At 46.6% G+C, this 14,777-nt stretch carries 7 protein-coding genes; all 7 read right to left on the reverse strand.

From position 1 onward, the window contains the following. Positions 1-157: 157 nt before the first annotated feature. The 7 genes from JZY04_RS20255 to JZY04_RS20285 all read right to left on the reverse strand — a co-directional run bounded on the left by JZY04_RS20255 (position 158) and on the right by JZY04_RS20285 (position 14,566). The gene (locus JZY04_RS20255; RefSeq protein WP_122142309.1) at positions 158-2,647 is read right to left on the reverse strand and encodes a glycoside hydrolase N-terminal domain-containing protein; all 2,490 of its coding nucleotides are present in this window, start codon (positions 2,645-2,647) and stop codon (positions 158-160) included. 94 nt (positions 2,648-2,741) lie between these two features. Continuing rightward, positions 2,742-5,789: a glycoside hydrolase domain-containing protein gene (locus JZY04_RS20260; RefSeq protein ID WP_122142308.1), complete on the reverse strand. Its 3,048-nt coding sequence runs from the start codon at positions 5,787-5,789 to the stop codon at positions 2,742-2,744. A 45-nt stretch (positions 5,790-5,834) separates the two neighbouring features. Next, on the reverse strand, positions 5,835-6,962 hold the full coding sequence (locus JZY04_RS20265; RefSeq protein ID WP_122142307.1) for an acyltransferase family protein: 1,128 nt from the start codon (positions 6,960-6,962) through the stop codon (positions 5,835-5,837). Between the two features lie 12 nt (positions 6,963-6,974). Continuing rightward, a complete protein-coding gene (locus JZY04_RS20270) occupies positions 6,975-8,792 on the reverse strand; it encodes a right-handed parallel beta-helix repeat-containing protein (protein WP_122142306.1) in 1,818 nt (605 codons plus the stop codon). 223 nt (positions 8,793-9,015) lie between these two features. Continuing rightward, the gene (locus JZY04_RS20275) at positions 9,016-9,492 is read right to left on the reverse strand and encodes a hypothetical protein (protein WP_122142305.1); all 477 of its coding nucleotides are present in this window, start codon (positions 9,490-9,492) and stop codon (positions 9,016-9,018) included. 36 nt (positions 9,493-9,528) lie between these two features. Continuing rightward, positions 9,529-11,382, reverse strand: coding sequence for a RagB/SusD family nutrient uptake outer membrane protein (locus tag JZY04_RS20280; protein ID WP_122142304.1), 1,854 nt, complete (start codon positions 11,380-11,382; stop codon positions 9,529-9,531). Positions 11,383-11,410: 28 nt separating this feature from the next. Further along, positions 11,411-14,566, reverse strand: a complete 3,156-nt coding sequence (locus JZY04_RS20285) for a TonB-dependent receptor (protein ID WP_122142303.1) — start codon at positions 14,564-14,566, stop codon at positions 11,411-11,413. Between the last annotated feature and the right edge of the window lie 211 nt (positions 14,567-14,777).

A 14,777-nucleotide genomic window follows, 5' to 3' on the forward strand; every position in this document is an offset into this window, starting at 1 on the left:
ACTTTTATCGCTATGTTCCTAATTTTCAAATAAATAATTCTAACCCTTATATCGAACTCACGTTAAATAGGAATAAAGATGTGACGAAATAAAAATATCCCCGAAGGAAAAATATCTTTCCTCCGGGGATATTATTTTATCAGCCTACTATGAAGTATTATTTGACGATCAGGCGATCGGCTTCTACTGCCAATTTATAAACCTTGCCTTTACTTGTTTTGAAAGAAAGAGTTTTATCGCCATATCTTACTGTACATGGTTCACCGGCTTTCGAGAAAACGGTGGCTTCTGCAAGTTGTCCGTTTTTCCATGACATATCCACCTCAAAGTTCCCTTTTGCACAAATTCCCCTTATACTTCCGTCCTTCCAAGCGTCCGGTAATGCAGGGAGTAATTGGATGAATCCCATGTGACTCTGCAACAGCATTTCTGTGATACCTGCGGTACCTCCGAAATTCCCGTCGATCTGGAAAGGCGGGTGAGTATCCCACAGATTATCCAGTGTACCGTTTTTCAGCAGGTTACCGAAAAGCTTGTAAGCATGGTTGCCATCTTGCAGACGTGCCCATTGATTGAGTTTCCATCCCATGCTCCATCCGGTTGCTCCGTCACCACGATGTTCAAGTACCACTCTTGCGGCTTTAGCCAAGTCGGGAGTGGTGATAGGTGAGAGGGTATGTCCCGGATGCAGTCCGAAGAGATGGTTTACATGACGATGCTCGTCTTTGGGATCATCGATGTCTTTCGACCATTCCATCAGCTGCCCGTAACGTCCTACCTTGTATGGAGCCAGATGTGCCAGTACCTCTTGCCACTGTTTGCGTTCTTTGCTGTCTACTCCGAGTACTTTGCTTGCCTCGATGGCGTCCAGCAAAATCTCGCGGATCACGGCATGCACAAAGGTAGTCCCTTCGTCAATCGGTCCGTGTTCGGGCGAAGTGGAAGGAGCTGCCGTATAGGTTCCGTCCGGTTTACGCCATAAGAAATCAGTAGCAAATTGAGCACTGCTCTTAATCAAATCGTATCCGGTTTCTTTTAAGAATTTCTTGTCACGGGTATAATCATAATATTCCCAGATGTGTGTTGCCAGCCAGGGGCCGGCCATCGGATTAAAGTTCCACGACATATCTTCGCTTTCGAGCGGAGCGGTAAATCCGAAGATATTGGCTGAAATGGATGCGGTCCATCCTCTTGTTCCGAAGTAGGCCTGTGCTGTTTTCTGTCCCGGTTTTACCAGTGTACGGATAAAGTCCACCAACGGGAGTGTACATTCATTGAGGTTAGTCGGGCAAGCCGGCCAGTAGTTCATCTGTATATTGATGTTGTTGTGGTAGTCTACTCTCCATGGTCCATCTACGTTATTGTGCCAGATACCTTGCAGGTTGGCAGGCATGTTACCCGGTCTCGAACTGGCGATAAGTAAGTAGCGTCCGAACTGATAATAGAGCTCTTCCAGATAAAAGTCCGGTTGTCCTTTCCGGTAGTTTTGCAAACGCTTGGCTGTAGGCAGATTGGCACTTTGCTGATCCGGATTCAACTGCAACTTCACCCGGTTGAACAAGGTAGCGTAGTCATCATAATGTTGCTTGAACAATACATCATATCCCATGCTTACGGCATTGTCCATCCATTGGCGGGTGGTTTCGACAGGGTTTACTCCTACATATGTTTTGGGATCCTTGAAGTCCGGATCAAAGTTTATTTTATAGTCCGTATCCGCAGTGACGAGGAATACTACTTCGTCCGCGTCCTTTACGGTTATTTTTCCGTCTGCGTTTGACAATGTTCCGCCTTTAGTGGTGGCATGGATGCGTACAACATACTGCATACCGTTATTGTCGAGGTGGGCGGTGTATGTGAGCCCGTTATTGCCATCGGTTGTCATACTTCCCGTTGACACCGGATTGGGAGCATAGCTGAAAGTCAGGTTTTGCTTGCCCGGACGGTCTGCCTTGAAACGGATTGCCATCACATTGGCCGGATAGGAAATGAAGTAACTGCGCTCGTAGGCTACGTCATCTTTCTTGAATTGCACTATGGCCAGTGCCGAGTCCAGTGAGAGAATACGTTTGTAACCGCTCATGTTCACAGCACTCAGCCCGGTTTCTACGTAAAATTCTCCCATAGTGGTAAAGTTGCCAAAGCGGAAAGGCTTTTCACGATTCGATTCGTAAGGCACTTCGCTATTGAAATTTTTACGTGTCAGCATTGCAGCCTTCTTCTGGTCTCCTTCGCTGAAGGCCTGGCGTATTTCGTCCAGTACGTGTGCCGATTGCTTGTTCACATTCCAGTAGGCTTCTGCTCCTTTTGAGGTGTTAGGTCCCCCTCTCCAGAGGGTTTTCTCATTGAAAGTGATGCGCTCTGCCTCTATCGAGCCCATGATGTTGGCACCGATGCTTCCGTTTCCTATCGGTAAAGATTGTGACTCCCAGTTGGCATCCGGGTTTCTGGCTGTGTCTCCTGCACTTTCCGGTTTGCTCTCGCCTTTCCAAAGGTCGGGACGGCTTCCGTACCAGATAGCTCTTCCTTGCAGTGTGTTCGGTGTGTCGAACCAGATGGAGAGTCCTTGTGTGTAATCGGTAGCATGGACATGTGCAGCCGGCAGGGCAAACAAGGCAGTGAAGAGAAGTGAGTAAAGTTTCTTCATGTTTTTGGTGTTATTAGGATTAGTTAGTATTGGTTGATCATAGTCTGCACAAAGATAAAGAAAAACCTTGAATCTTGTGCAGACTATAAAATGTTTACTTTGGGATTATATAGATCAGCCAACCTTTTCGGGGAGCTGTCACAATCGGAGCGTTGATGTCCCATTCAGTGGCTTGTTGCATGTCCGGAATCCCGGGTGCCATGAGTTTCACCTGTTGTGGATCCAGCCCTGTCTGTTCCCAGTCTATGTTCAGCTTTACGGTCTTCACTTCATCCGAATAATTACCTAAGGATAACAGGACTTTTCCCGGCTTTCGGTAGGCAGTGACTTTGACAGCTTCGTCGGATGTGGAGACGGCCGGGTGTTCTTCCCAGAATCCGAGCATGGCGGCATCTGCAATGCCGAATGAATCCCATACCTTCCATACCTGTCGCGGATCGCAGTTGACTCCTTCCGTATACCATGGATAACGAACGGTCATTCCATATTGCATTCCCAACCATGCGTTACCTCCTCTGTACAGCATGTCGCCTGTTAGTCCGAACGGAATACCTGATGACTCTACGAGCCAGTTGGCCGGAGTCATTTTATCATAAAGGAAGCTCTCGCCGAACCATAGTTTGTCTACATACGGGAAGAACTCTGTATATTGATTGGCAGGTCCCCTGGAAAATCCAGTATTCGAATGCAAGTCGATCAGGCATCCCTGTTTTACGCTTTCCATTGCCCGGCGCATTCGTTTCAGGATACGGCGGTCGAAGGAAACGTCATCCAGATAGATACCGTCGATATCCAGGTTCTGCACCATCCAACGTAGTCCTTCTATATAGTAGTTATACCATCGGGAGTCTCCTTCCGCTGTTAGTATGGATGCATCGGCCGTGATACCCTGTTCGTTGGTATAGTCAAAGTGCTCGTACCACTGCGGTGTATAATCCGTTACGAAGTGTTCGCGGCACCAAGGGAATCCTCCGCCGTCTCCGCCTCTCAGTATTTCATGTCCCAAGCTGCGGATGGCCCATATCTCGGCGGTAGCGTTGCTTAGTTCGCGCAGCGTATAGTATATCTTTACTTTGCATCCCCGGGCATGCCACTCTTTGGTGAATTCTTTTATCTTATCGACTGTCAGGAAGGGATAGTTGATAAATGGGTTGTAGCCGTTTCCCTGATGGACGTTGATGATGCGTACTCCTGCGTCGATGTCCGCCTGTGTCGGTGTGGGTTTGGGGCCATTGTGATAATAGCGGTCCGTGAACTGGCTTTTCATATTCAGTGGTTTTACCGGGGTGACAATCATGGCAAAGTCGAAGGTAATGGATTGGTCGGGTTCCAGTGTACGTGCTCCGCTATATGCCACGGCTTTCACTCCATCAGCCTCTTTCCGTATAGAGAAGCCGCCCTTACCGCCGTTAAACCAGCTTTCCGGATAGGCCGGACGATACAGATTCAACAGCGGACCGCTGTAGGTGCTGCCTCTGAATTCACAGTGGATACCTGCATGTTCGTTTCCGATCCAGAAACTGTCGAATGGCCATAACCATTGTTGTTCTTTGGATGTGGGGATAGACACTCCGAAATTATTCACCGTTTTCTCGGGGGCATCCCATTTTCCGTCATACTGTTGAGGAGTGGCTTGTCCCGGAAGACCCATGCCCAGGAAGTAAGTTCCTATTTCATTTCTGACCGGCAATACCAAACGGATATCTTTCACCTCTATTCGCTTTTTAGGGGTAATGGTATATATATAATTCATCCATCCGTCGAACTCCATGATTGCTTTGCAGTCTACGGCTACATCTTCATCTTCGGCTCTCCAACTTCCTGCGACATGGCCTGCTGTCTGTTCCGTCAGTTGGGGGCCTGCTTTCAGTTCTTTCACTCCGCTGTCCGTTTGTATCACAAACTGTACGGGACTACTCAGCACATCGTTATTCCACGAACGTATTTGTGCCGGTAATCCTGTGGTTTCGTCCACCGTTATGGTGCGTCCCAGACATCCGATACGGTTTTCTTCCATCGTCATAGCTGTGTAAGGAGCAGTGGGGGTGTCGGCAATGCCCAAGGTTGAATTCAACCATCTCAGGCGGCTGTATCTCCACAATTCACTGTCCCCTCTGTCGGGCAGTGGATTCCCCGTGATCCGTATGCTTACGGGGATTGTACCTTGCGCTCCGGCGGCATTGCTGATAGTGATAGTGCCCGTGTAAACGCCTTCTTTCTGTCCTCCGGGAATATCTATTCCAAACCAAAGGGCCTGCACTTTTCCTTCGGCTACGTTTACTTCTTTCTTGAAGGTCTTTCCGTAAGGGTCTGTACCTTCCACATTAAAACAAGTGATGGCGGTTGCCGGAATTATTTCTTCGCCACACCGGAGGGAAGAAGCCTGATAACCGATCCGGTCGGCCTTGTTTCTGGCAGCCCATACTCCGATTTGGAAAGTATAGTATTCATTGGGAGCTGCTTCTCCTCGAAACAGCTCCCCCTGTTTATGTGTCAACCATTTAGTGGGGAGGTCGTTGCGCATCCGGATGGGATATCTGCGGTCCTCTGCAAACAGATAGAGTGCAGCTTTGTTCCGATTGATGTAGTTCTCTTTCTCTTTTGCCGTGGAGGCTATTTCCATCGGGTAAAAACTGTCGAAAGCCTGTCGTGCCTCAACTTTTACCACTGTGGCTTGCGGGTTTCTCCGGGTCGTTTGGGCTTGGATCAGCCAGGTTGTGTCCGGTGTACTCTCTTTCGGAAGGTATCCGCCGCCATAGAACCCATATCCTGTTTGTACCCGGTAGGGCAAGTAATAGAAGTAGTAAGTACCTTCTTTCTCTACCGGACCGAATTGCAGACGGCAGTGTTCATTGTTCACTTCCATCCGGCGGATGTTGCGGACGGTATCTCCGGTTGCTGCATGGATAATCAGGAACCGCTTGTTGTCCACATCCTTATCCGGACGCCGCCATTCAAAGTCGAGAGTCACGACTTGTGCTGGTTTTTCTATTTGCAGTACGGCCCGGTGATTTCCGAAGGACTCTTCCCACGGGCGGGAAGGAACTTCGTACAGATAGTTCTGCGATTTTTGGGCTTTTATCAGCCCTGTGCCTCCTGCCATAAATAACAAGAGTGCGAGTGATAGTACATGTCTTTTCATACTTATAAAGATTGTTTGTTAAACGCTCTGTCTGCTTGTATGTGATTAGATCTTCAGGAATATCTTCTGTTTATACATGATCCTCAGAATGAGAAATACAATCAGATAATTGGCAAAGCTGAGCCATACCGGATAATAATCGCCCAGGTATTGCTCTAATCCGTAACTGACAGATGCTGCTATGCAGCGGAAGTTGACCACCTCCCCTAAAACATAGGCTGTGATTGAGTTCATTCCATATATTTTCAGCCAGTTCAGTCCGCGGCTGTGTCCTTTATAGTCTATCCAGTAATAGAAGGCACCCATCAGCAGAAAGCAAAGTCCTCCTGAGAAAAGTGTCATGCTGCTTGTCCATAGCCGTTTGATGATCGGCATTTGCAGACTCCATACCAGCGAGAAAGCCACCAGGGCTATGCCGATCACCAGTAATGTCCGTACTACTTTCCGGCGGTTATCTTTACCGGCTTTCATTATCTTTCCGGCAAAAGTACCCAGCATTACGGTAGCTCCGAAGGTGAGGCTGCTCCATATCCAGGTGTAGTTATAATGCGGAGAGAAGTTCCAGGTACCGTCTTCATTCCAATATACCCCGTCACGGAAACGTCCCAATACCAGCTTGTCTATCTTTTCGGCAAAGTTTCCTTCCGGTGTAAAGTCCCCCAGAAAGGTCATTGGGGCCCAGTAGATTAATAATAGCAGGGCAGTAACGATCAGTTGCCGGCGGAAGCTGCAATGCAACAGGATGATGGCTGCAATCAGATAGCCTGTGGCAATGGCTTGCAGGGTATTGGAATATAGATACAAGTATTTGGGGTTGAGACCCAACAGATTGCCTTGTACAATCATTCCGAAAATAAACAACAGGATGAAACGCCTGATGATTTTACGGTAGATGGGACCCTTATCCGGATCGTCTTTAAACTTCGAGAAAGAGAAGGGCATGGAAGCTCCTGTCATGAAGAGGAAAAGGGGCATCACCAGATCCCAGAAGCGGAACCCTTCCCACACTTCATGATCGAACTGAGAAAGGATACTGTTCAGCCAGGGAGCGTTGAGTTGGTGTGCCAATGCCCATAACACCGGTTGGAAAAAGACGAGTAGAAAGAGGTCGAATCCTCGCAGAATGTCCAGTGACGCCAAGCGGGGCGGGGTGTTCGATAAAGGTTTGTTCATAAGTCGGGTGGGTTATTTAAGCGTTGTTTTCAGATGGTTTCTTTTCATGTTTTCTGTTTTTATGTTCCGCCCCAACACTTCTCCTTCGAACACGGTGCTTTCTATCACTGCATTTTTGCAGCCGTTCAGATAGAAGGTATACGGGTTGCCGGATGTGGCGGGGAAGGTTCGTGTACGGGTAATGGTGTTATTCCTGAATAAGAGTCCTGCCGTACTTTTGGCATAGAGTACCGGACAATCGAATGTCTTGAAAGTATTGTTCTCGATACGGATATTCTGATGAACCGGATGCGAGGCATCAACGATTTTGTTGGAAGGATGTATGGCGATGACGGCATGCCCCGGACCTCCGTTGTAGGCACAGTCTATGAAAGTATTCCCTTTGATCCATACATCTTTTACCGGTCCCGATTCATACCATCCCTCGGCATCAGCTTCGATCAGGATAGCACTCATTCCTGTTTTGTAGTACGTATTGTTCTCTATCACTACTTTTCTTGGAGTAGTAACCAAAGTACCTCTTGTACTGGTTCGTGTAAAGTAACTGTTACGTATCTCCACTTCCGGCGTGCAAGTCATGTTTTCTATACAATCATGGTTGAGTTCCATACTTGTCGGTATATCCCGGTCAAAGCGAACTTCCAATATCCTGTCTGATATTCGTGCTACATTCCGGACTGTTGCCCGGGCAAAGCGTTCCATGGTAGCCGCCCTGACAAAAGCCACTGTATCTCCCTTGAAATAAGCGTTGAACCCATAGCTTTGTCCGTGCATAAATCGTAATCTGAGTGTTTGCGCATCTACTTTTTCAATGGCTCTCAGATTGGTCCCGTGCACATTTACCGGATCGTCTTGCGCTCCGGCAAAATAACAGCTATCTATAAGAATTTTTCCCTTGCATCCTGAAAAGTGCATCATGTCTGCTGAGGCTGCCAGTAGCCTGCCGCTTCCCGGGCGGGGGGCACACCTGACTCTGTCCATCGTTACATTCTCGGTATACTGGCTGACGATGCCTAACCCATGCATATAATGCATTTGCACTCTGCTTAGTGTAATGTCTTTGCTTTCGAGTATGAAAAGCCCTACCTGGTCACGGATTATATCACGAATGGTCAGCGTATTTCCCACTTTAGGCGTGAATCCTGCCGGGGTTGTAAAACGAATGATTCCGGGAGAAATCTCTTGGGCGGCAGAGTTTGCCAGTATATTCCATCCTTGGCTGTATGTGAAAGATTCCGTATCCGGGTTGTATTCGATGCAATGATTCTTGTTTGAACGCCATCCTTCGCCATACAGGTTGATTTTTCCATTTACGATTTCATAGCGCGTGTCGGGGTGTACGGATACTTCTATTTCTCCTTCGGTCACTTTCTTATATTGAACCTCAGAACCTGCCGGCCGTTCAAAGTCGATATGCAGGTTGTTGATTCTTATGCGGTTACAATGCTCCAGAGCAAGGGTTGTCATCTTTCCATGATACATTAGTGTGGCTCCGTTTCCTTCGATGGTCAGGTCATTGATTTTGTCCAGCATCAGTCCCACAGTCTTTACTTTCGAAGGGCATTCCTGTTCTGTCGATGTATTTGAAATGAAGTATTCTTTGCGGGTAGCCCCTTCGGGCCAGATGTCATAGCGTCCGTTGGGGAGTGAAAGCACCTTGGCTCCTGTACGTTTACATTCATCAATAGCTGCCTGTATTTGCGTAACGCAGTTTTCGTACGAGTACGGGGTTGCTCCGAAATCGGTGATGTAGATGGTATCTTTCTGTTGCGCATAGGCGGTAGCGCAAAGCAAAGGGAATGCGGATAAGATGTGCAGATACTTTTTCATGGTATTTAATCTCTCGTTTTATGTATTATTTAATAAGATCAGTGACGGAAACTATTGGGGGATCTAAAGGTATATAAATTTTCTGAATTAGAGATCGGTGAGGAGTTAGATAAAAGCCGTTGGATCACGATTTATTCTCATAAACGCGTTCACCAACGGCTTTAAAATTAAGCAATACTTACCTATTGAAATCTGTGACTTTTATAAGCCATAATCATGCGGGCTATTTATTAAGACTAACTTTTATAGTCCAGATTTTCTTTGTACCGTCAGCAGCCATTACGCTATATTTATGCTCTTGGGTCCAATCGGCAGGTACACCGAACTTAGGTGAACCGTCCAATGGGGTGACACGTGCAGCAGTAGATATATTGACGTAAACCACGAGGTTATTCAATGATACCTTGGCGCGTTCAGCCTCTGTAAATTTGCCTCCTGCGGCAGGAATTGTAAATACGGCTGTAGCGATTCCGTTGTCGGAGTCAATGTCGTTCGTACGGTCCAATTCCTTTTCAGCCACAATGTTTTCTCCGGTGAGGGCATCCTTGTCACCGGAGTAGAAGCGGTGGTAAGCACCTACTTTGGTTATTTCCGCCTCTTCGTAAGCGGGCAGGTCTGCTTTACTGCATGAAGCGATGAGTGGCATACACATCAACAGCAACATGAGCCATTTCGTATCTGATAATTTGATTCTCTTCATATTACTTTTTTTTAGTTTATTAATGAAATACTACATTTACCATCCCGGGTTCTGGTCACTGTCATTAATGGCAGAGTTGGCATTGATAATGCTTTGTGTAATCGGGAACAGGTAACGTTTCTTAGAGAATGTACGGTCGGCGTTGGTGTAACCTATGGTACCTACAAACATGCGGTGTCTGTCCTGGCTGATTTCAATAAACGTTGCCGGTGAACTCAGTTCCGGAATGATGTCTCCCGCAGGCTTTCCGTGGTTGGCTTCTCCTCCGTACATACCCCAACGCAACAAGCTCCAGTAATAATCACCCTCCAAAGCTAAGTCTACATGACGTTCAATCTTGTAATCGTTCCATGCGTCAGCCAGTGAAGTGGCAATAGAAGGAGGAAGATTGCCATGAGTGGTACGCGTTTGGTTGAATGTAGCTACCGCACTGCTCACTTTCGATGCATCGTATTTGGCTAGTCCGAGCAACGCTTCGGCTTTATTCAGCAACGCGCGGCCATAGCGGAAGATGACATAATGGTAATCCGTCGGATTGCTTACGAAAATACGTTCGGCATTGATATAGATATATTTGCGCCAGATGTAGTTTGTTATAGGGATATACCCGTTACCCGGTGTTTTACCGTCTACAGCTGTTCTGTGTAGGTTCCCACCCTTGTGAAGGGTGATCAGTTCATTGTAGAACATACATGAATCATATTGTATGGAGTGGTAGAAGCGTTGGTCACGGTTTTTGTAGATAAAATCGTTGATCTGTACATTGGGATCACTGCTGTTTGTCTTGTATGCCAGACTGCTGGCGTCCAGTTCTTTGGGGTCTACAGCCATGTCGGCTACATCGGCATTGGATAATGCGGTTGTATTGTTCAGAAACTGTGTCGACTTGTTCCATTTCACACCTTGGTTAGTGGTCTGGTCAATCACTAAATAATCGTCTACCAGGTTTTGAGAAGGTGAGTGTTCCAGCCAGCATTCAAACACCAGATCCTGATTAAAGAACGGACGTCCTCCGTAGTCCTCCAAGCGCTTGTTGCTTTGGTTAGGCAGCATCTCCTGCATAAGTGTACCTGAGCCGTTTGTGTTATCTTTGCTGTAATATCGTGCCAGGATGATTTCAGGAGAAGTTTTGGCGCCATCCTGATTGAACATGCTACCATAATTGCTGTCCAATGTGTACCCTTGTATGCCGTCTACAGCGGCTACACTTTGCTCGAAGAGTGATTTCTTACGTGTGTCGTCTGTGCTGTAGGCAGCAGCCGTTAAACAGACTTCTGATTTCAACGCACGCGCGGCATTGGCATTGATACGTCCCTGTAAAGATGATTCGGGTAATCCTGCGATGGCATCGTCTATATCTTTCAGAATCAGATCGTATGTTTTATCGATAGATTCTGTAAGAGGCAGATTGAATTCATCGGTTTCTTTCAGTACATGGTCAACCCAGATTACGCGTCCGCAATGTTTAGCAATGTAATAATAGGTCATGGCACGTAGCATCTTTCCTTCGGCTACCAGTGCTTTTTTATCAGCATCGGACAAGCCCGTAGATGCTTGCGATTTTTCGATGATCAGGTTGCATCGGCGGATGGTACCAAACTGGTTGAATCCCCATTCCCAGTCGCGGTTCATGAGGTCTCTGGCTTCATTCGGGCAATTTTGCCGCATGACCGAGTTTAGAGTCCATTGTTCTTCAGTACGGATATCGTGATAGAATGGCAGGACGTTGTTGTAAGTTTGCAATACAAAAGCGTCCGCTGTTGATTTCAGACTCCAGACAAGGTCTTCCGAATAAGATTCCATAGGCTTCGTATCCAGGAAGTGTTCGCAGCTCTGGAGTGTCAGTGCTGCGCAAAAGAGCGCGGGAGTGATGTGTTTTATGAATTTCATATATTGTCTTCTTTTTAAGTTCATACTATTAGAATCCTATATTGATACTGATGGAATATACTCTTGAAACCGGATAGGTATAAAGGTTTCCATCGCCGATTTCCGGATCGATATCAAATTTATTCGCTTTGCTGAAAGTCAATAAGTTATAACCATTCAGAGCAACGTTGCATTTATTCATCCATGCTACCCTTTTCAGTAGTTTATGTTTGAAATCGTAACCGATGGATAGTGTCTTCAGACGAAGATAACCTGTGTTGATCAGCCAGAAGTCCGAACTGCCGTAGTTGTTATTGCCATTATAGCTTGCCGTACTTCTCAAACGTGGATAGCGGGCTCCCGTATTATTCGGGGTCCATACATCGGTCTGGAAGTCATAGATAACAGGAGGATAGCCGCTGCCACTTTGACTTCCCTGGATTATACCACCCATGTAGAGATCGGCCGGAGTGGCTCCCTGCCACAGCATGTTCATGAACCAACCCTTATAGTTCAAGTCGGCGCTGAAACCATATTGACCGCGAGGCATACTGTTTTTACCGATGCGGTGTTGGTCGGAACCATCAATGATACCGTCACCGTTGAAGTCATTGTATTTCAGGTCGCCTGCACCCAGGTTGGTGGAACTCTGTCTTTTAGGTGAGTTCATTATATCTTCCTGGTTCTGGTAATAGCCCAGACAGTCGTATCCGATACCCCAATATCCTTTGGCTTGAGTCGTGCGTTTGTATGGGTTTTTGGTATCTGTTTCCGCTTCATTCGGATTGATATTCCAGTATTGATCGAAGTAAGTAAAGTTACCCGAAAGAGTGTATTCGAAATCACCTCTCTTCTCTTTCCATTGTAGAATAAACTCAGCACCTTGGCGGATGAATTCACCGTTTGACTTTACTTTGGGTAATGCGATACCCAACGGGTCAGTATAAGCTACTGCTGACGGAGAGGTCAGATAACCTTTGGTACTTTTGCGGAAATAGTCTACAGAACCAGAAAGACGATTGTTGAGTGATCCGAAGTCGAAGCCGATATTGAAGTCACGGGTGGTGTACCACGTAATATCTTTGCTGACCAGAGCGCCTTCGGAAAATCCCGGATACCAGCTTCCGTTCAGCAGGTAACCACGATCATTTAGTCCGTATGATTGGAGGTAGGCATAGCGTCCGATAGCGTCTGAACCGATCTCTCCATAAGAAGCTCTCACTTTGAACTGGTCGAAGATATGGCGGTCCTTTAATGTCTTCCAGAAATTTTCTTCCGAGATGACCCATGCAAGAGATCCGGCATAGAATGTTCCCCAGCGTTTGCCTCGAGGGAAGTTGTCGCTACCGTCGTAACGGAGACTAACTTCGGCCACATATTTGCTGGCATAGTCGTATTTCAGTCGGGCTACTACACCGGCACGTGCTTGTTCACCTTCCGAAGAACTGTTTTTGGCTGTAGATACAGGACCTGCGCCAATTTGGTCTACATCCAGCAAATACTCTTCGCGGGATAATGATGAGTCGTCAGTGAAAAGTTTGTAAGCCTCGATACCGGCTGTGGCGCTGATTGTGTGTACCAGATTGAAAGTGCGGTCGTAATTGGCAAAACCTTGCACGGTGTACGATGACCAGTTTGAGTAAGACTTACTCAGTGAAGGCTTGCCCGGATCGTTGGGATTGCCGTCCCAGTCATATGCTAAAGGTGATTTTTTCCAGCTTTTTGACTTGTCGTTGTTAATGCGGTAGTTACCCAGTGCTTTTAATCGCAGGCCCGGTACATAAGGTACACTCCATTCCAGTGCGAGGTTGGCTATGGCACTGAGGTTTTCGTTCTTAGTGTATCCGGCTTCGGGGGAGATTTCCAGCAATGGGTTGTCCGGCGTGTTGAATATCTGTCCGTTCGGATTATAAGCTATTTCCCAGGGAGCTTTATTCTGGATATGTCCCCAGGTGTGATAATAGCTGTCTCCTGATTTGGCATTGGGCGATCTTAAGTCCGTCTTATAAGCTTCGATGCTGGAAGTAACTTTCAAACCTATTTCTTTGAAGTCCGCTACAATGTTTGTACGGAAGTTATAGCGTTTGAAGCTGTTTACGTCGAACTTATAGAGTGACTTCTGATCGTAGAATCCCAGTGAAGTGTATGCTTTTATCTTTTCACTACCACCGGTAACGGTCAGGGTATGCTGCATTTCTGGTGCGAAGTTCTTCAAACAGAGTTCTTGCCAGTCTGTATTGGGGTACTTACGTGGATCTGACCCGTTACGGAACAATTCTAGCTCGGCATCCGTATAAGCCGGTGCCAATCCGTCATTGGTCATGCTCATGTTTTTGTAGAAGGCTGCATCGTGAGCATCCAGTTTATTGGGCATATTGGCAGGTTGGCTCCAGTTATAGTTAAAGTTATAGTTGACGCTCATTTTTCCTGCTTTACCTTGCTTGGTGACTATCATTACAATACCATTAGCGGCACGTGCTCCGTAAACGGCGGTAGAAGCGGCATCTTTCAAAATCGTGATTTGTTCGATATCCTCAGCATTCAGGTTGCGAAAATCGCGTTCTTCCGAGATAACATCGTCGATTACATATAGAGGAGTACCGCCACCGCGGATAGAGATACTGGAGAAATTGTTCAGACCTCCACCGCTGGTCGTAACCAATAGACCCGGTGCACGTCCCGCCAGGCTTTGGGTGATGTTTGCCGTTGGTGCTTTGATGATGTCTTCGGTGTTGACACTGGCAATGGCAGCAGTGGTTTTACGTTTGGAAGTTGTGCCATAACCTACCACGATGACTTCATCCAGTGTCTTGGTGTCTTCTTCCATGGTGATACGCAAATCTCTGGACTTTCCAATAGCGATTTCCAACGGTTTATATCCAATATAGCTGATTTCAAGTACGGCCTTGCGGGGGGCATTGGACAGAGTGAATTCTCCTTCTAGGTTGGTAATGGTGCCGATAGTGCTTCCTTGTACTTTTACAGAGGCACCGATAATAGCTTCTCCGTTTTCATCGACTATTTTACCTGTGAGTTTCTCCGTTTTACTCTGCTGTGTGGCTGTGACAGCATATGTTTCATAAGTGTCTGCTACGGCAACTTGTGATGTCGTGCAGAATAACAGGAGACTGATGCCTGCTATTTTCAAAAAGTGCATTTCTCGAGGGCATGTGAGCTTCGGAAACAGGTTAGTTCTTTTTGTCATACATTAAATTATTCGGTTAAACATAAAAATGTGATTTGGGGATATATATATTAGACTGTCTAATATATATCAGTGCAAAAAGATTCTTTTAGGTTCTCATAGGCATTAGCATTTGGTTTATAATATTAAGTCTGTTCGGTAACCTTGCTGAACTATGCTGATTGTTGGCTGAAAAAACAGAGCTAAATCAAGATAGGTTCTTTCAGTACTT

Source organism: Bacteroides sp. 11BF, assembly GCF_019633765.1.
Taxonomy (GTDB): Bacteria; Bacteroidota; Bacteroidia; order Bacteroidales; family Bacteroidaceae; genus Bacteroides; species Bacteroides hominis.

Coding starts and splice junctions, on each gene's coding strand:
- JZY04_RS20255 (WP_122142309.1), bottom strand. CDS start 2,647: ATGAAGAAACTTTACTCACTTCTCTTCACTGCCTTGTTTGCCCTGCCG.
- JZY04_RS20260 (WP_122142308.1), bottom strand. CDS start 5,789: ATGAAAAGACATGTACTATCACTCGCACTCTTGTTATTTATGGCAGGA.
- JZY04_RS20265 (WP_122142307.1), bottom strand. CDS start 6,962: ATGAACAAACCTTTATCGAACACCCCGCCCCGCTTGGCGTCACTGGAC.
- JZY04_RS20270 (WP_122142306.1), bottom strand. CDS start 8,792: ATGAAAAAGTATCTGCACATCTTATCCGCATTCCCTTTGCTTTGCGCT.
- JZY04_RS20275 (WP_122142305.1), bottom strand. CDS start 9,492: ATGAAGAGAATCAAATTATCAGATACGAAATGGCTCATGTTGCTGTTG.
- JZY04_RS20280 (WP_122142304.1), bottom strand. CDS start 11,382: ATGAAATTCATAAAACACATCACTCCCGCGCTCTTTTGCGCAGCACTG.
- JZY04_RS20285 (WP_122142303.1), bottom strand. CDS start 14,566: ATGACAAAAAGAACTAACCTGTTTCCGAAGCTCACATGCCCTCGAGAA.